Origin of the sequence: Enterobacter sp. Sphag1F, assembly GCF_014193275.1 — a bacterium.
Taxonomy (GTDB): Bacteria; Pseudomonadota; Gammaproteobacteria; order Enterobacterales; family Enterobacteriaceae; genus Pantoea; species Pantoea symbiotica.
Window position 1 is genome coordinate 33,109 of sequence record NZ_JACHZD010000007.1, and the last position, 17,795, is coordinate 50,903.

18 protein-coding genes are annotated in these 17,795 nt (G+C 55.1%); 10 read left to right on the top strand and 8 right to left on the bottom strand.

Annotated features, from left to right (window positions below; all coding sequences use genetic code 11):
* Window positions 1–153 precede the first annotated feature (153 nt).
* The 6 genes from pstS to FHW71_RS19825 all read left to right on the top strand — a co-directional run bounded on the left by pstS (window position 154) and on the right by FHW71_RS19825 (window position 6,057).
* A complete protein-coding gene (gene pstS, locus FHW71_RS19800) occupies window positions 154–1,197 on the top strand; it encodes a phosphate ABC transporter substrate-binding protein PstS (protein ID WP_008106709.1) in 1,044 nt (347 codons plus the stop codon).
* An 89-nt stretch (window positions 1,198–1,286) separates the two neighbouring features.
* Window positions 1,287–2,249, top strand: coding sequence for a phosphate ABC transporter permease PstC (gene pstC, locus FHW71_RS19805; RefSeq protein WP_061719978.1), 963 nt, complete (start codon window positions 1,287–1,289; stop codon window positions 2,247–2,249).
* Complete coding sequence (gene pstA / locus FHW71_RS19810; RefSeq protein ID WP_061719979.1) at window positions 2,246–3,133, top strand: phosphate ABC transporter permease PstA; 888 nt, start codon at window positions 2,246–2,248, stop codon at window positions 3,131–3,133. Before pstC ends, pstA begins: the two co-directional genes overlap by 4 nt.
* Before the next feature lie 43 nt (window positions 3,134–3,176).
* The gene (pstB, locus tag FHW71_RS19815; RefSeq protein ID WP_007893584.1) at window positions 3,177–3,950 is read left to right on the top strand and encodes a phosphate ABC transporter ATP-binding protein PstB; all 774 of its coding nucleotides are present in this window, start codon (window positions 3,177–3,179) and stop codon (window positions 3,948–3,950) included.
* Between the two features lie 14 nt (window positions 3,951–3,964).
* Window positions 3,965–4,699 carry a phosphate signaling complex protein PhoU gene (gene phoU, locus FHW71_RS19820; protein WP_007893583.1) on the top strand — a complete coding sequence of 245 codons (735 nt, stop codon included), beginning with the start codon at window positions 3,965–3,967 and terminating at the stop codon, window positions 4,697–4,699.
* A 119-nt stretch (window positions 4,700–4,818) separates the two neighbouring features.
* Window positions 4,819–6,057, top strand: coding sequence for an MFS transporter (locus tag FHW71_RS19825; protein ID WP_179452915.1), 1,239 nt, complete (start codon window positions 4,819–4,821; stop codon window positions 6,055–6,057).
* 83 nt (window positions 6,058–6,140) lie between these two features.
* Here FHW71_RS19825 and yieH read toward each other — a convergent pair whose 3' ends face one another.
* Entirely contained in the window at window positions 6,141–6,803 is a 663-nt protein-coding gene (gene yieH, locus FHW71_RS19830; RefSeq protein ID WP_008105309.1) for a 6-phosphogluconate phosphatase, read from the bottom strand.
* Window positions 6,804–6,954: 151 nt separating this feature from the next.
* Here yieH and FHW71_RS19835 point away from each other — a divergent pair, with 151 nt between their 5' ends.
* Window positions 6,955–8,268, top strand: coding sequence for an NCS2 family permease (locus FHW71_RS19835; protein ID WP_008105308.1), 1,314 nt, complete (start codon window positions 6,955–6,957; stop codon window positions 8,266–8,268).
* Window positions 8,269–8,299: 31 nt separating this feature from the next.
* On the opposite strand, the gene FHW71_RS19840 is transcribed toward FHW71_RS19835, so the two are convergent.
* Complete coding sequence (locus tag FHW71_RS19840; RefSeq protein WP_008105307.1) at window positions 8,300–9,046, bottom strand: 4'-phosphopantetheinyl transferase superfamily protein; 747 nt, start codon at window positions 9,044–9,046, stop codon at window positions 8,300–8,302.
* Window positions 9,047–9,341: 295 nt separating this feature from the next.
* Between FHW71_RS19840 and FHW71_RS19845 the strand changes: the two genes are divergently transcribed.
* Window positions 9,342–9,851: a flavin reductase family protein gene (locus FHW71_RS19845; protein ID WP_061719984.1), complete on the top strand. Its 510-nt coding sequence runs from the start codon at window positions 9,342–9,344 to the stop codon at window positions 9,849–9,851.
* Between the two features lie 46 nt (window positions 9,852–9,897).
* Here the strand turns inward: FHW71_RS19845 and FHW71_RS19850 are convergent, their stop codons facing one another.
* From FHW71_RS19850 to rpmH, 6 genes are all read right to left on the bottom strand, one after another.
* Entirely contained in the window at window positions 9,898–10,488 is a 591-nt protein-coding gene (locus FHW71_RS19850) for a malonic semialdehyde reductase (RefSeq protein ID WP_154156954.1), read from the bottom strand.
* A gap of 206 nt (window positions 10,489–10,694) precedes the next feature.
* A complete protein-coding gene (gene mnmE / locus FHW71_RS19855; protein WP_179452914.1) occupies window positions 10,695–12,059 on the bottom strand; it encodes a tRNA uridine-5-carboxymethylaminomethyl(34) synthesis GTPase MnmE in 1,365 nt (454 codons plus the stop codon).
* An 84-nt stretch (window positions 12,060–12,143) separates the two neighbouring features.
* Window positions 12,144–13,790, bottom strand: a complete 1,647-nt coding sequence (yidC, locus tag FHW71_RS19860; RefSeq protein ID WP_154181889.1) for a membrane protein insertase YidC — start codon at window positions 13,788–13,790, stop codon at window positions 12,144–12,146.
* A gap of 2 nt (window positions 13,791–13,792) precedes the next feature.
* Window positions 13,793–14,050 (bottom strand): membrane protein insertion efficiency factor YidD, encoded by a 258-nt coding sequence (gene yidD, locus FHW71_RS19865; RefSeq protein ID WP_007893564.1) that lies wholly within the window; start codon window positions 14,048–14,050, stop codon window positions 13,793–13,795.
* Entirely contained in the window at window positions 14,014–14,373 is a 360-nt protein-coding gene (gene rnpA, locus FHW71_RS19870) for a ribonuclease P protein component (protein WP_036648555.1), read from the bottom strand. The genes yidD and rnpA overlap by 37 nt, the downstream gene beginning before the upstream one ends.
* Before the next feature lie 14 nt (window positions 14,374–14,387).
* Window positions 14,388–14,528, bottom strand: coding sequence for a 50S ribosomal protein L34 (gene rpmH / locus FHW71_RS19875; RefSeq protein ID WP_003849659.1), 141 nt, complete (start codon window positions 14,526–14,528; stop codon window positions 14,388–14,390).
* Between the two features lie 605 nt (window positions 14,529–15,133).
* Between rpmH and dnaA the strand changes: the two genes are divergently transcribed.
* Window positions 15,134–16,540, top strand: a complete 1,407-nt coding sequence (gene dnaA / locus FHW71_RS19880; RefSeq protein WP_008105301.1) for a chromosomal replication initiator protein DnaA — start codon at window positions 15,134–15,136, stop codon at window positions 16,538–16,540.
* Between the two features lie 5 nt (window positions 16,541–16,545).
* Window positions 16,546–17,646, top strand: coding sequence for a DNA polymerase III subunit beta (dnaN, locus tag FHW71_RS19885; RefSeq protein WP_008105300.1), 1,101 nt, complete (start codon window positions 16,546–16,548; stop codon window positions 17,644–17,646).
* Window positions 17,647–17,795: the final 149 nt, after the last annotated feature.

The window sequence follows — 17,795 nt, forward strand, 5'->3', positions numbered from 1 at the left end:
AACGGGCCCGCTTCATTTCTGCACGCTGTCATATAACTGTCATATTTCGTACATTTCACTGTCATCAAACTGTCCTATTTTCCCTCCAGCAGCAATCACGACTCCTACTAAAATGGCATTGAGCCTGATTTTTTTAAATCCCCTGGAGGGAACATGACACTGATGCGTAGCACCGTAGCCCGAATCCTCGCCGCCACCTTCGCAGTAAGCGCGGTCTCTGCTTTTGCAGCAACCGATCTGACGGGCGCAGGCGGGACATTCCCGGCGCCGGTTTATGCCAAGTGGGCAGCCGAGTACCAGCAAGCCACCGGTAGCAAAATCAACTATCAGGGTATTGGTTCTTCAGGCGGCGTGAAGCAAATCATCGCTAAAACCGTCGATTTCGGTGCGTCTGATGCGCCAATGAAAGAAGAAGATCTGCAGAAAAACGGCCTGTTCCAGTTCCCTACCGTGATCGGTGGCGTGGTGCTGGCGGTTAACATCCCAGGTGTGAAATCAGGTGAACTGACTCTCGACGGTAAAACCGTGGGCGACATCTACCTCGGTACCATCAAAAAGTGGAACGACCCGGCGATCACTAAACTGAACCCAGGCGTGAAACTGCCAGATTCCAACATCAACGTGGTTCGCCGCGCTGACGGTTCCGGTACTTCATTCGTCTTCACCAGCTACCTGGCGAAAGTGAACGAAGAGTGGAACAGCAAAATCGGTAAAGGTAATACCGTTAACTGGCCGACCGGTCTGGGCGGTAAAGGTAACGACGGCGTGGCTGCATTCGTACAGCGTCTGCCGGGTTCAATTGGCTATGTGGAATACGCTTACGCCAAGCAGAACAATCTGACCTACACCAAACTGGTTGATGCCGACGGTAAAGCGGTCGCACCAAGCGAAGAGAGCTTTGCGAACGCCGCGAAAGGCGCAGACTGGAGCAAAACTTTTGCTCAGGATCTGACCTTCCAGAAAGGCAACGCAGCATGGCCGATCACCTCAACCACTTTCATCCTGATTTACAAAGATCAGGCGAATGCGGAGAAAGGTAGCGAAGTGCTGAAGTTCTTCGACTGGGCTTACAAAGGTGGCAGCAAAACCGCAACCGACCTAGATTACGCCGCGCTGCCAGAAAGCGTTGCTAACCAGATTCGTGCAGCGTGGAAAGCGAACATCAAAGATAGCTCCGGTAAAGCGCTGTACCAGTAACAGATTTACCTGGCCAGCCGAGACGGTTGGCCAACCCCAATGGGCGGCCTGCGTGACGCCCTGACATCCCCCTGAGAACAGAGAATTCTATGGCTGCCACTAAGCCGACGTTCAAAGCCCCCGGTAAACAAGGCGACATGATTTTCGGCGCGCTGGTGAAGCTATCCGCGCTTATCGTGTTGTTGTTGATGGGCGGCATTATCGTCTCCCTGATTTTCTCCTCCTGGCCAAGCATCCAAAAATTTGGTTTCTCTTTCCTGTGGAATAAAACCTGGGATGCGCCAAACGAACAATTTGGTGCGCTGGTACCGATTTACGGCACCCTCGTCACCTCGATTATTGCCTTGATCATTGCCGTGCCGGTGAGCTTTGGCATCGCGCTGTTCCTGACGGAACTGGCGCCAGGCTGGCTGCGTCGCCCGCTGGGCACCGCCATTGAGTTGCTGGCGGCGATCCCCAGCATCGTTTACGGCATGTGGGGCCTGTTTGTTTTCGCTCCGCTGTTCGCCGAATATTTCCAGACGCCGGTTGGCAACGTGATGTCGAATATCCCGATTGTCGGCACGCTGTTCTCTGGCCCGGCATTCGGTATCGGTATTCTGGCGGCGGGCGTGATTCTCGCCATCATGATCATTCCGTACATCGCCTCGGTGATGCGCGACGTGTTTGAACAAACGCCGGTGATGATGAAAGAGTCGGCTTACGGCATCGGCTGCACCACGTGGGAAGTGATCTGGCGCATCGTGCTGCCGTTCACCAAAAATGGTGTGATTGGCGGCGTGATGCTCGGCCTGGGCCGCGCGTTGGGTGAAACCATGGCGGTGACCTTTATCATCGGTAACACCTACCAGCTCGACAGCGCCTCGCTGTTTATGCCGGGCAACAGCATCACTTCCGCGCTCGCCAACGAATTCGCCGAAGCGGAATCGGGTGTCCACGTGGCAGCACTGATGGAACTGGGTCTGATCCTGTTCGTGATTACCTTTATCGTGCTGGCGATCTCCAAACTGATGATCCTGCGTCTGGCGAAGAGTGAAGGAGCCCGTTCATGACCGCTATTGAAGTTCAGGCTCGCGCTGAGCTGGAAGCCTCGCGCCGCAAAATGCAGGCGTGGCGCAGTACCAAAAACAAAATTGCTCTAACGCTGTCGCTGATGACCATGGCATTCGGTCTGTTCTGGCTGGTGTGGATTCTGTTCACCACCATTACGCGCGGTGTTGATGGTTTAAGCTGGTCGCTGTTTACCGAATCGACGCCGCCGCCGAATACCGCGGGCGGTGGTTTGGCGAACGCCTTAGTCGGCAGTGGTTTACTGATTTTCTGGTCGACGATCGTCGGAACGCCGCTTGGCATCATGGCCGGGATTTATCTGGCGGAATATGGCCGTAAACACTGGCTGGCGGAAGTGATTCGCTTCATCAACGACATTCTGCTGTCAGCACCGTCGATTGTGGTGGGTCTGTTCGTCTACACCATCGTGGTGGCGCAGATGCAGCACTTCTCCGGTTGGGCCGGCGTAGTGGCGCTGGCGCTGCTGCAAATCCCGATTGTAATTCGTACCTCCGAAAACATGCTGCGTCTGGTACCAGACAGCATGCGTGAAGCGGCTTATGCGCTGGGTACGCCGAAGTGGAAAATGATTTCGGCGATTACGCTGAAAGCCTCGGTTTCCGGCATCATCACCGGTGTGCTGTTGGCCGTAGCGCGTATCGCCGGTGAAACCGCACCGCTGCTGTTCACTGCGCTGTCGAACCAGTTCTGGAGCACCGACATGATGCAGCCGATCGCGAACCTGCCGGTCACCATCTTTAAATTCGCCATGAGCCCGTTTGCCGAGTGGCAAAGCCTGGCGTGGGCAGGTGTGCTGATTATTACCGTGTGCGTGCTGCTGCTGAACATTGTGGCGCGTGTGGTTTTCGCCAAGGGCAAACACTAATTTCCCGGCGCGGCTTCGGCGGCGCTGCTTATGAGAGACGAGAATGAGTAACGTGACTTCATCAGCCGGTAAAATTCAGGTCCGTAATCTGAACTTCTATTACGGTAAGTTTCACGCGCTGAAAAACATCAACCTGGATATCACCAAAAACCAGGTGACCGCGTTTATCGGCCCATCAGGCTGCGGTAAATCCACTTTGCTGCGCACCTTCAACAAAATGTACTCGCTCTATCCGGAGCAGCGTGCAGAAGGTGACATCCTGCTGGATGGCGATAACATTTTGGCTTCCAATCAGGATATCGCCCTGCTGCGCGCGCGCGTTGGCATGGTGTTCCAGAAGCCAACGCCGTTCCCGATGTCGATTTATGACAACATCGCCTTCGGCGTGCGTCTGTTTGAAAAGCTGTCGCGTGCCGATATGGATGAGCGCGTGCAGTGGGCGCTGACCAAAGCCGCACTGTGGAATGAAACCAAAGACAAGCTGCATCAGAGCGGTTACAGTCTCTCCGGCGGTCAGCAGCAGCGTCTGTGCATCGCGCGCGGCATCGCCATTCGCCCGGAAGTGCTGTTGCTGGATGAGCCTTGCTCAGCGCTGGATCCGATCTCAACCGGTCGTATCGAAGAGCTGATCACCGAACTGAAGCAGGATTACACTGTGGTGATCGTGACCCACAACATGCAGCAGGCCGCGCGTTGTTCTGACCACACCGCTTTCATGTATCTGGGCGAGCTGATTGAGTTCAGCGATACCGATACCTTGTTCACTAAGCCCGCACAGAAGCAGACCGAAGATTACATCACCGGTCGTTACGGCTGATTCAGGAGACGCACATGGATAATTTAAATCTGAACAAACACATCTCCGGTCAGTTCAACGCGGAGCTGGAGCACATTCGCACGCAAGTGATGATCATGGGCGGCATGGTTGAGAAGCAGTTGATGGACGCCATCACCGCGATGCACAATCAGGATGGCGAGCTGGCGCGTCACGTGATCGACGGCGACCAGAAGGTCAACATGATGGAAGTGGAGATTGATGAAGCCTGCGTGCGCATCATCGCCAAACGCCAGCCCACCGCCAGCGATTTACGTCTGGTAATGGCAATCATCAAGACCATTTCTGAGCTGGAACGCATTGGCGACGTGGCGGAAAAAATCAGCCGCACCGCGCTGGAGAAGTTCAGCCAGCAGCATTTGCCGCTGCTGGTGAGCCTTGAAGCGCTCGGTCATCACACCGTGCAGATGCTGCATGACGTGCTGGATGCGTTTGCGCGCATGGATCTCAACGAAGCCATAAAAATCTACCGCGAAGATAAGAAGGTAGATAAAGAGTACGAAGGTATCGTGCGTCAGTTGATGACCTATATGATGGAAGATCCGCGCACCATCCCAAGCGTGCTGACCGCGCTGTTCTGCGCACGCGCCATCGAGCGCATCGGCGATCGCTGCCAGAACATCTGTGAAATTATTTTCTATTTCGTCAAAGGTCAGGATTTCCGTCATGTGGGCGGCGACAAGCTGGATGAACTGCTGTCGGGCGACGACGGTAGCAATAAACCCTCTTGATTGATGCGTCGGCGGCCTGTTGCCACTGTGGCTAACGGGCTGCCTGCTTAAATTCTGTCTGTTCTCGGCGATTCCCTCTCTTTATACTTGGCGCACTTTTTTCTGCCAGGTGCTGTTACATGTCCTCCCCAACTCCTAAAAAACAAGCCATTACACCGGCGAAAGCCATGGTGGCTGCGATCAGCGGCTACGCGATGGATGGATTTGATCTGCTGATTCTTGGCTTTATGTTGCCGGCGATCAGCGTCTCGCTGGCGCTCGATCCCTCTCAGGCCGGTTCGCTGGTGACCTGGACGCTGATCGGCGCGGTGATCGGCGGCATTGTGTTTGGTCATCTGAGCGATCGCTATGGCCGCATCCGCATTCTCACCGTCACCATTTTAGTGTTCTCGGTGTTCACCGGCTTGTGCGCCGTGGCGCAAGGCTATTGGGATCTGCTGGCGTACCGCACGCTGGCGGGTGTGGGATTGGGTGGCGAATTCGGTATCGGCATGGCGCTGATTGCCGAAGCCTGGCCGAAAGAGAAGCGCAACCGCGCCTCGGCGTGGGTCGGCATTGGCTGGCAGCTCGGTGTATTGCTGGCGGCCTTTATCACGCCGCCGCTGCTGAGCGTGATTGGCTGGCGCGGCATGTTCCTCGTCGGTTTGCTGCCAGCGCTGGTCTCTTTTGTCATCCGCCGCAGCATGGGCGAGCCGGAGAGCTTTACGCGTCACATTGAGAAAACGCCGCAGCTCTCTTTTGCCGCACGCATTAAATTACTGTTTGCCGATCGTGCCACCAGCAAAGCCAGCCTGGGGATTTTCATTCTCTGCTCGGTGCAGAACTTTGGTTACTACGGATTGATGATCTGGATGCCGAGCTATCTGTCATCCAACTTCGGCTTCAGCCTGACCAAATCTGGTTTGTGGACCGCAGTGACGGTGGTGGGCATGACGTTCGGCATCTGGCTGTTTGGTGTGCTGGCCGATCGCTTCGCGCGCTGGAAAATCTTCCTGCTGTATCAGTTCGGCGCGGTGGTGATGGTGGTGGTGTATGCGCAGCTGCGCGATCCAACGGTGATGCTGTTTACCGGCGCGCTGATGGGGATGTTTGTTAACGGCATGATTGGCGGCTACGGCGCGCTGATTTCCGACACCTTCCCACCGCAGGCACGCGCGACGGCGCAAAACGTGTTGTTTAATTTAGGTCGTGGCGTGGGCGGATTTGGTCCATTGGTGATTGGCCTGCTGGCGACCAATATCTCTTTTACCGCCGCGATTACGCTGCTGGCGCTAATTTATCTGCTGGATATCGCCGCCACGTTGTTCCTGCTGCCGAAGAAGCAGAGCAACGAGGATTCGTTAGGGGCGATTGGTTGAGTTTGTGGTCGCCATTAATGGCGACCCTACACCTGAATGAACGTAGGGTCGGCATTTATGCCGACCTGGCTGAATACCGCACCTTATTTTACCAAATCCCACCCACGCGCACGCCACAGATCTGGCAACTGCGCCATATCATCAAAGCGCGTCACCAGCGGATGATCTAATTCAGGATTGTGCGCATCGGCGCAGTAGTAAAACACCGGAATCCCGGCCGCGATCCCCGCGCGCGCGCCAGCCTCGGAATCATCCACCAGAATGCACTTCTCAATCGGCACCTGCATCTGTTCGGCGGCGTGATACATCAGCTCTGGATCCGGCTTCCAGTGGTTAATGTCATAACCGCTGTAAAGCTTGCCATCGAGATACGGCAGCATGCCGGTCAATCCCAGCGAATGCTGCATCTTCTTCACCGTGCCGTTTGAAACCACGCACATCGGCACGTTGACACTTTCCACCAGCGCTTTGGCACCGGCAATCGGCTTTAAATCGAGATCAAACAATCTAGCCACTTCGGCACGATAGGCGGCTTCCACCTCTTCGAGCGGCAACTCAACCTGATGTTCTGCCGCCACATCGCGGATGATGTCGTAGAGCTTCACCCCTTTATACTGCTCAAACATCTGCTGCAGAGAGCGTTCAATACCGTAGCGGGCAAAGGTGTTGACGTAAGCTTGCGTACAGATCACTTCGCTGTCGACCAGCGTGCCGTCGCAATCAAAAAAAATACATTCAACCGACATCGCACATCATCCTTTTGTTAAACAATAAGCTGACACTCTAGCGCACTGAGCGCAGAAAGCGACCCTGAGCAACCGGTTGCGAAAAATCAGTGTTTTGCCGCGCTAAACTCTATAGGATACGCGGCGATAAATTTTTTAGCGGAACAGTGGAATGACTAATCAGGGCCTTTTGCAGCGTATCTTCAAACTGCAGGAACACGGAACCACGGTGCGCACCGAAGTGATTGCCGGTTGCACGACTTTCCTGACGATGGTGTACATCGTTTTCGTTAACCCACAAATTCTCGGTGTGGCGGGCATGGATACGCAGGCAGTGTTTGTTACTACCTGCTTGATTGCCGCGTTCGGCAGCATTCTGATGGGGCTGGTGGCGAATCTGCCGGTGGCGCTGGCGCCGGCGATGGGCCTGAACGCCTTCTTCGCCTTTGTGGTGGTCGGCGCCATGGGTTATTCCTGGCAGATTGGCATGGGCGCGATTTTCTGGGGCGCGTTGGGTCTGCTGATCCTCACGCTGCTGCGCGTGCGTTACTGGATGATTGCCAACATTCCGCTCAGCCTGCGCGTGGGTATCACCGCTGGTATCGGCCTGTTCATCGCCATGATGGGGCTGAAAAACGCCGGTATCATCGTGCCAAACGCCGATACCATCGTTGCCGTTGGCAATCTGACCTCGCACAGCGTGCTGCTTGGGGCGCTCGGTTTCTTCATCATCGCGATTCTGGCTTCACGCAATATCCATGCGGCGGTGCTGGTATCGATTGTGGTGACGACCGCGCTGGGCCTGATGATTGGCGATGTGAAATTCAGCGGCGTGTTCGCGGCGCCGCCTGCGATCACTTCCGTTGTCGGCCAGGTCGACATCAAAGGCGCGTTCAACATCGGCATGGCTGGTGTGATCTTCTCATTTATGCTGGTCAATCTGTTCGACTCATCCGGCACGCTGATTGGCGTAACCGATAAAGCCGGGCTGACCGACGAGAAAGGCACGTTCCCGCGCATGAAGCAGGCGCTGTACGTTGATAGCATCAGTTCGGTGACTGGTTCGTTGATTGGTACCTCATCGGTGACCGCCTACATTGAAAGCTCGTCCGGCGTGGCGATCGGCGGTCGCACCGGCCTGATGGCGGTGATTACAGGGATTCTGTTCCTGCTGGTGATGTTCCTGTCACCGCTGGCGGCGATGGTGCCTTCTTATGCGGCGGCGGGTGCACTGATTTACGTTGGCGTATTGATGACGGCGTCGCTGTCACGCGTGCAGTGGGACGATCTCACCGAAGCGGTGCCAGCGTTCGTTACTGCGGCGATGATGCCTTTCAGCTTCTCGATCACCGAAGGTATCGCGCTGGGCTTTATCTCTTACTGCGTGATGAAGTTGGGAACCGGGCGCTGGCGTGAAATCAGCCCGTGCGTGGTGGTAGTTGCGCTGCTGTTCGTGCTGAAAATCGTCTTTATTGACGCGCACTAAATAGAAGAGGCCGCTGATGCGGCCATTTTTATTACGGATGTCCCATCTCATGCGGCGTGACCAAACTGGTCAGGCGCAAGGTACGCGGCCCGATATTGGGTTTGCTCATCTCGACATCGCGCAGCGCTTGCCACTGCTGCGCGCCATCAATCTCCCACAAATGTAAGCGTTCGGTGCCGGGCGAGAGCGCGCACGACCACACCAGCGTGGGCTCAGCATCACACACCGCCTGAATATCAGGGAACACGGTGGAACGCAGCCGACCGGCCGCAGGATGCAAACGCAGTGAATCAATACCGCTATCGGTTTCACCGGTGAGCTTGAGAATGCTTTGGCGCAGCGTCCAGATTTGCGTCAGCGCTTCCATGAAATCCTGCTGCGCGTTGATCCAGGCTTTTTCGCCGGAGGAGAGATCCTGCGTCAGCATGTCCTGCGTTTGACGGCTGTGCGCGCGCACAATTTCCATATCCAATCCGGCGCGACCGCCTTCTTCGGCCAGCAGCACACCGATGGTGTTTCCGGCGTAGGAAATGCTGAAGTCGGGCAGGTTGGCATCGGCAAAGCAGGGGCGTCCGCTGCTGGAGGTCGTCAGCGCGGGGAGTTCGCGAATGCCGTAAACGCGTAACATCAGTTGCGCCAGCAGTTCGCGCGCGGCAAGAAAGCGTCCGCGACGCTTGTCAGCGAAGCGCTGAGCGCTGTTTATCACTTCCTGTGGCACCCGCATATTCCCGGAAGAAAAGGGCGGATTACCTATCCAACGTACAAAATGACTAGCCATCTGTCGCTCCGTGAAAATGGTCGAATAATCATCAGTGCTATTGTAAGAATTTTCTCATGTGTTTGCATCCGGCTTAAGATGGAATAGGCGATATTTCAGATAAGGACGAAGCCAGGCGGCAATCCCATTTGGCAACTTTGCATAGAACGCTTTTGCAGATTCGTGTCTCAACGGATGCCGAACGGCCTGATGTGGTGTAGGATTTGGACAGTAAAAAGGCACAGTGAAGTGCGCTAACCAATTCATTCATCTGCCAATCGTGCGCATCTTAGAAGCATGCACGTCGGAGTTTTCTATGTCAGTTACCGCTATTTCTCGCCAGGAATCGATCTCGCTTGATGAGTTTCGTCACGGCATGCGTCGCTTAACCGCGGGTGTTTCTCTGGTTACCACCGAATTTCAGGGCGAAAAGCTGGGGCTGATTGCGACGTCGGTCAGTTCGCTGGCGGCTGAGCCACCAAGTCTGCTGGTGTGCGTTAATCGCAGCGCGTCCAGTCATGATGCCTTTATCGCCGCCGGCCATTTTGCCGTTAACGTGCTGCGTGAACAGCATGACGATTTATGTGCCCAGTTCAGCCAATCCTCACGCCGCGACGAGCGCTTTCAAAGTGGTACGTGGCAGACATTAAATACCGGCGCGCCGATTTTAGCTGATGCGCTGGTGAGCTTTGATTGTCAGCTGGAGAAGGTGGTCGAGTGGAACACGCACAGCGTGCTGCTGGCGCGTATCGTGGGGATCGCTCTGCCTGGTGAAGCGGCAGAGCCGATGATCTACTTCAACAGCGGCTTCCATTCACTGGGATAACCGCTTAAAACCGGCGTCGTGGACTCAGCCCGACGCCTTTTCTCAATCAGGCAAAGGTGCTGGCTTCATCAAAGCCCAGACGCGGCAGACGCGCGTGCAGTTTGCTGGCTTCGCCATAGCCGAGATTGATCAGTAAGTTCACCTGCCATTTGCTCTCGCTGAAGAACGCATCGTTCACTTTTGACGGATCGAAACCGGACATCGGGCCCGCATCCAGGCCCAGCGAACGTGCGGCCAGAATCAAATAACCTGCTTGCAAGCTGCTGTTACGGAACGCGGTTTCTTTCGCCAGATCCGGGCTGCTGGTAAACCAGCTGCGCGCATCACCGTGCGGGAACAGCTTTGGCAGCGCTTCGTAGAATTCAGGATCCCACGCCACGATCACCGTTACCGGTGCGGCCATGGTTTTATCGACGTTGCCCGATGAGAGCGCGGGTTTCAGCTTCTCTTTGCCTTCCTGCGAGGTCACAAATACAAAACGGCCAGGCGAGCAGTTAGCGGAGGTTGGGCCTAGCGCGGTCAGGTTATAGAGCTGTTTCAGCACGTCCTGCGAAACCGGTTTGTCCTGCCAATAGCTGTGGGTGCGGGCTTCATTGAACAGCGCGTTCAGCGCCACGCTGTCGAGCGTTGTACTCATGTTTCTCTCCTGTTCAGGCAGCAACTTGCGCCCAATATATAGCATGAATAATGAATGTACCCAGCAGGACCTGTTCGCCGGGCAGTGATCGTTATACTGCAAAGGCGTTGGAGAGCCAAATAACAAAGACGCATGATTAACGGGATTGCGCACCCTACATTAGAACGTCGTAGGGTCGCCATTCATGGCGACCACGTAACAGACTATTACTTACCAATACAGAAACTGGAGAAGATTCTGCCCAGCAGATCGTCGGAGGTGAATTCGCCGGTGATTTCGCTCAGCGCCTGCTGTGCTAAGCGTAACTCTTCCGCCAGTAATTCGCCGGCCCACGCGCCTAACAGTTGATGCTTGCCTTGCTGTAAATGCGTTGCGGCTAACTCCAGCGCTTGCAGATGGCGACGGCGGGCGAGGAATCCGCCTTCCATGTTGCCGGCAAATCCCATGCTCTGTTTCAGGTGATCGCGTAGCGCTTCCACACCTTCACCGGTGCGCGCCGAGAGACGAATCAGTGAGTGACCGTTCACTTCAGTGAGGCCCAGTACTTCGCCGGTCATATCCGCTTTGTTGCGCACCACGGTAATCTGCAGCGCTTCCGGCAGACGCGCAACAAAATCCGGCCAGATCGCGGCGGCTTCGGTCGCGTCAGTGGTGGTGCCATCGACCATAAACAGCACGCGGTCGGCCTGTTCGATCTCCTGCCATGCGCGTTCAATACCAATGCGCTCAACTTCGTCACTGGCTTCACGCAAACCGGCGGTATCGATGATGTGCAGCGGCATGCCGTCAATATGGATATGCTCGCGCAGGACGTCGCGCGTGGTGCCAGCGATATCGGTGACGATAGCCGCTTCGCGTCCGGCTAAGGCATTCAGCAGGCTCGATTTACCGGCATTGGGACGACCGGCAATCACCACTTTCATCCCTTCGCGCAGCAGGCTGCCCTGACGCGCTTCGGCACGCACGCCATCAAGGTCGCCGATCACCACATTGAGCTGGGCTTCAATTTTGCCGTCGGAAAGGAAATCGATCTCTTCATCCGGGAAGTCGATAGCTGCTTCCACATAGATGCGCAGGTGAGTAAGTGCTTCCACAAGCGCGTTAATCCGCAGGGAAAAAGCGCCCTGCAACGAGTTCACCGCCGAGCGGGCGGCTTGCTCTGAGCTGGCATCGATCAGATCGGCAATCGCTTCGGCTTGCGCTAAATCGAGCTTGTCGTTGAGGAAGGCGCGTTCCGAGAATTCGCCTGGTTGGGCAATACGCAAGCCGGGCAGCGCCACGATGCGTTTCAGCAGCAGGTCAAGAATCACCGGGCCGCCGTGGCCTTGCAGCTCCAGCACATCTTCACCGGTAAAGGAGTTCGGGCCAGGAAACCATAGCGCAATGCCCTGATCGAGCACGCTGCCATCGGCATCAGTAAAGGGCAGATAGTCGGCATAGCGCGGTTTTGGCAGCTTGCCGAGCACGGCTTGCGCCACCTCAGCGGCTTTGGCGCCGGAGATACGCAGAATGCCGACGCCGCCGCGGCCAGGAGGCGTCGCCTGGGCAACGATAGTGTCGCTGTGGCTCATGATTCACCTTTTCTCGAAACAAAAAAACAGGGCGACATAAATGCCGCCCCTTAATTATACGCTGCTGCTGGTTGCAGTCAGACGTTACGCTTTCTTCTTGTCGCGGCTATGCAGACCACGTTTTTCCAGGCCGCGATAAATCAGCTGCTGCTGGAGAATGGTTACCAGGTTGCTGACGATGTAGTACAGCACCAGACCTGATGGGAACCACAGGAAGAACACGGTAAAGATAACCGGCATGTAGGTCATGATCTTCTGCTGCATCGGATCGGTCACGGTGGTCGGTGACATCTTCTGAATGAAGAACATGGTGATACCCATGATGATCGGCAGAATGTAGTACGGGTCCTGCGCAGATAGGTCATGAATCCACAGAATAAACGGCGCATGACGCAGTTCAACCGAGCCTGACAGCATGTAGTACAAGGCCAGGAAGATTGGCATCTGAATAACCAGTGGCAGACAGCCGCCCAGCGGGTTCACTTTCTCCGCCTTATACAGCGCCATCATTTCCTGGCTCTGCTTCTGCTTATCATCGCCCAGACGTTCACGCATCGCCTGAATCTTCGGCTGCAGCATACGCATCTTCGCCATGGAGGTGTACTGCGCTTTAGTCAGCGGGTACATGATGCCACGCACGATGAAGGTGATAACGATAATGGAGAAGCCCCAGTTACCGATAAAGCTGTGGATGAACTTCAGCAGCTTAAACAGCGGCTGAGAGATGAACCACAACCAGCCGTAATCCACGGTCAGATCCAGGTGCGGCGCGATGGCTGCCATCTGGTCCTGAATTTCCGGGCCGACCCACAGTGTTGCGCCGAGATCTTGCTGTGCGCCTGCGCCAACGGTAACCGGTGCAGATTTGTAGCCAATTGCCGCGATGCCATTGCCGAGGTTGCTGGTGTACAGCGTGTTGTTACCCTGCGTGCGTGGCACCCATGCGGTAGCAAAGTACTGCTGCAGCATCGCCACCCAACCATTGCTGGTGGTGGTGTTCAGGTTCTCGTTATCCGCGATGGTGTCGAATTTATATTTTTCGTATTTCGCATCGCTGGTTGAGTACGCTGCGCCACGGAAGGTGTGCAGAGCAAAGTTATTGCTGCCGGTATCGCGGTGCTTAGGCACGTCGATGGTCTGCTTCAGCTGACCAAACATCGACACTTCCAGCGGCTGCTGTGTGGTGTTGTTGATGTTGTAGTCAACGTTTACCGCATACTCACCGCGCTTGAAGACGAACGTCTTGGTGTAAACCACGCCGTTTTCACCGGTCCAGGTCAGCGGCACGCGCAGTTCGCTCTGGCCATCCGCCATGACGAAGCTATCTTGCGAAGTGGTATATAGCGGACGTGCGCCATTGTTCGGGTTATCCGGACCGTTACGGCCAGTTAAGCCGCTCTGCGCCTGATAAACGAAGGCTGGTGTGGTTTCAAGCAGCTGGAACGGTGCGTCTGAACCCAGTTTGTCCGGGTAAGTCAGCAGCTGAGCCTGCTCAATATCGCCACCACGCGTATTGATGTTGAGTGACAGGACATCTGTCTTAACGGTGATCGTTTTGCCCTGTCCGCTAGCCGGCACGCCGGAAGTGGCGGCATCACCCGCTGCGCTGCTTGTGTTTTGCGTGGTCTGGGTTTGCTGTGGCTGCGGAGCGTGGTCCGTCTGCCAGGCTTGCCAGATCATAAAAGACACGAACAGAAAAGCGATGAGAAAGAGATTGCGTTGCGAATCCATCGTTAATGTTCTCTGGTATCAAAGGTTTTTGGCGGCACAGGATCGTCACCACCCGGGTTCAAAGGGTGGCATTTTAATACGCGTTTTATCGTCAACCAACTGCCTTTTACAACGCCAAAGCGGCGTAAGGCCTCAATCCCATACTGCGAACAGGTGGGATGGAACCGGCAATGAGGTCCCAGCAGTGGGCTGATGGCGCGTTGATAAACGCGTATCAGGGCAATCAGGAGCCGCGAGCCAGGCGACAGTGACGACGCCATAGTTTCTCCAACGCTTCCGTCAGCGCACGGTTATCCAGGTCAGCAATCCCTTTTTTAGCCACGATCACAAAATCCATCGCAGGGAGCTCATGTTGACGCAGACGAAAGCTTTCGCGGGTCAATCGCTTGATCCGGTTGCGTTCATGGGCACGTTTTACATGTTTTTTTGCGACGGTGAGACCGATGCGGGGATGCCCCAGCGCGTTAAGTCGGCCGAGTATGGTGATTTGCGGCGTACCGGCTCGTTGTGGCTGCTGGAAGACGAAAGTGAAATGAGTGGGAGTTAACAAACGTAACTCCCTGGGAAATGCGAGCTTAACCACGAGGGTTAGCTTTATTACTTAGAAACGGTCAGACGAGAACGGCCTTTAGCACGACGACGTGCCAGAACCTGACGACCATTTTTTGTTGCCATACGAGCACGGAAACCGTGTGAACGGTTGCGCTTCAGTACGGACGGTTGAAAAGTGCGTTTCATGGCGATTTCTACCTAAACTTGAAAATTTTCACTGGGTGACGCGTTTTCGGGCCAGTAAATCGACCAACGCCTCAATGTGTCTTTAATAAAGAGGCGGGATTGTAATAATTGTACAGTCCAGAGTCAATTTACTTCGCTGGTCGCGGCACCTGGAAACCCAGATACAGCCCGCTGATTCCGGGCATCAAGGCTTCACGCAATAATGCCGGGTGGGGAATTATACGGGCTGTGGGTTAAAGCGCAAGGATCGCGCAGGATCTTCTTGCGATCAATTTGCAGATTTGTTGCGCAGAAACGAGAGCTCGCCAGAAAAATTACCGCTTTCAGCCACATTAACGCTGGCTTTTTTCGCAGAAAGCGTAAACTCATTATCGCTTCAGCAGCCTGTGGATAAATTGGATCAAAACTGTGTAGAAAGGGAAGATCTCTGTGCGGCTTTACGTTATGATCCGCCCTTCCGCTGACGATCCTCACTGCGATCGCCGGGGAAGACTACCGCGAATAGCGGTCGCAGGCGCTTTCCAACCGTCTGTGTCTAAAAATTACGTTTCTATTTATTATTAGCGCCTAAAATTCTTATCGATTTTGTACGAGTGGAGTCCGCCGTGTCACTTACGCTTTGGCAACAGTGTCTTGCCCGTTTGCAGGATGAGCTTCCTGCCACCGAATTCAGCATGTGGATTCGTCCGCTGCAAGCTGAATTGAACGACAATACGCTGACCTTGTATGCACCAAATCGGTTTGTACTCGACTGGGTTAGAGATAAATATCTCAATAGTATCAATGGGCTGCTGAACGAATTCTGCGGTGCAAATGTGCCGTTACTGCGTTTCGAAGTCGGCACGCGTCCTGCCGCACAGGTGACAACCAGCCAACCGGCGATGGCCACTTCCAGTTACAGCGCACCTGCTCCGATTGAAAATCGTCCCGCGCCGACGCAAATCCTGCGTCCAAGCTGGGATTCGGTGCCTGCGCCGGCGGATGTCACTTACCGCTCCAATGTGAATAACCGTCATAACTTCGACAACTTCGTTGAAGGTAAATCGAACCAGCTGGCGCGCGCGGCGGCACGTCAGGTGGCGGATAATCCTGGCGGCGCTTATAACCCACTGTTCCTTTATGGCGGCACCGGCCTGGGTAAAACTCACCTGTTGCACGCGGTGGGTAACGGCATTATTGCGCGCAAGCCCAATGCCAAAGTGGTGTACATGCACTCTGAGCGTTTTGTGCAGGACATGGTTAAAGCCTTGCAGAACAACGCCATCGAAGAGTTTAAGCGTTATTACCGCTCGGTTGATGCGCTGCTGATCGATGACATTCAATTCTTTGCCAATAAAGAGCGCTCGCAGGAAGAGTTCTTCCATACCTTCAACGCGCTGCTGGAAGGTAATCAACAGATCATCCTGACCTCGGATCGCTATCCAAAAGAGATCAATGGCGTAGAAGATCGCCTGAAATCACGTTTTGGTTGGGGATTAACCGTGGCGATCGAGCCGCCTGAGCTGGAGACGCGCGTCGCGATCCTGATGAAGAAAGCCGATGAAAACGATATTCGCCTGCCGGGTGAAGTTGCCTTCTTTATTGCTAAGCGTTTGCGTTCCAACGTTCGTGAGCTGGAAGGCGCGCTGAACCGCGTGATTGCCAACGCGAACTTTACCGGCCGCGCCATTACCATCGATTTCGTGCGCGAAGCGCTGCGCGATCTGCTGGCGCTGCAGGAAAAACTGGTCACCATTGATAATATTCAGAAAACGGTGGCCGAGTATTACAAAATTAAAGTGGCGGATTTGTTGTCGAAACGCCGTTCGCGTTCGGTAGCGCGTCCGCGCCAGATGGCGATGGCGATGGCGAAAGAGCTCACCAACCACAGCTTGCCGGAAATTGGCGATGCGTTTGGTGGCCGCGACCATACCACCGTGCTTCACGCTTGCCGTAAAATCGAGCAGCTGCGTGAAGAGAGCCACGACATCAAAGAAGATTTCTCTAACCTCATTCGAACACTATCTTCCTGACGCATATGAAATTTATTGTAGAACGTGAGCAGTTACTGAAGCCACTGCAACAGGTTAGCGGTCCACTTGGCGGACGCCCGACGCTGCCGATCCTGGGAAATTTACTGCTGCAGGTGAGCGAAGGCTCGCTGCGCTTGACCGGTACCGATCTGGAAATGGAAATGGTAGCCCGTGTTGCGCTGACGCAGCCGCACGAGCCGGGCGCGACCACGGTTCCCGCGCGTAAATTCCTCGACATTTGCCGCGGTTTGCCGGAAGGCGCTGAGATCAGCCTGACGCTGGAAGGCGACAGAATGCTGGTGCGCTCTGGCCGCAGCCGTTTCTCACTGTCAACGTTGCCCGCCAGCGACTTCCCGAATCTTGATGACTGGCAAAGCGAGGTGGAATTTACCTTGCCGCAGGCGACGCTGAAACGCCTGATCGAAGCCACGCAGTTCTCAATGGCGCATCAGGATGTGCGTTATTACCTCAACGGTATGCTGTTCGAAACCGAAGGCGAAGAGTTGCGTACCGTCGCCACCGATGGTCACCGCCTTGCGGTGTGCTCAATGCCGATTGGTCAGGCGCTGCCCAACCATTCGGTGATCGTGCCGCGTAAAGGTGTGATTGAGTTGATGCGTTTGCTGGATGGCGGCGAAACGCCATTGCAGGTGCAAATCGGTAGCAGCAACATCCGCGCACATGTGGGTGACTTCATCTTTACGTCGAAGCTGGTTGATGGCCGTTTCCCGGATTATCGCCGCGTATTGCCGAAGAATCCCGACAAAGCGCTGGAAGCTGGCTGTGATATTTTGAAGCAGGCATTTGCGCGTGCGGCGATTCTCTCGAATGAGAAATTCCGCGGCGTTCGCATCTATATCACTGAAAATCAGCTCAAGATCACGGCGAATAACCCGGAGCAGGAAGAAGCGGAAGAGATGCTGGATGTCTCTTACAACGGCACCGATCTGGAAATTGGTTTCAACGTCAGCTATGTGCTGGATGTGTTGAATGCGCTGAAGTGCGAGAACGTGCGTTTGCTGCTGACTGATGGCGTATCGAGCGTGCAGATTGAAGATGTTGCCAGTCCGGCTGCAGCCTACGTCGTCATGCCAATGCGTTTATAAATATCGGCCTGGCTTACTTGCCATTCTGGTCCCGGGCAGTGCTCGCCCTTGGTCACATACTTCAGTATGCTCCCAAGTTCTGCGCGCTGGCCGTAACCAGACTGGCTGCGCCGCCGACGGCCTGGATCTCAAATGTTAGGTAAAATCCC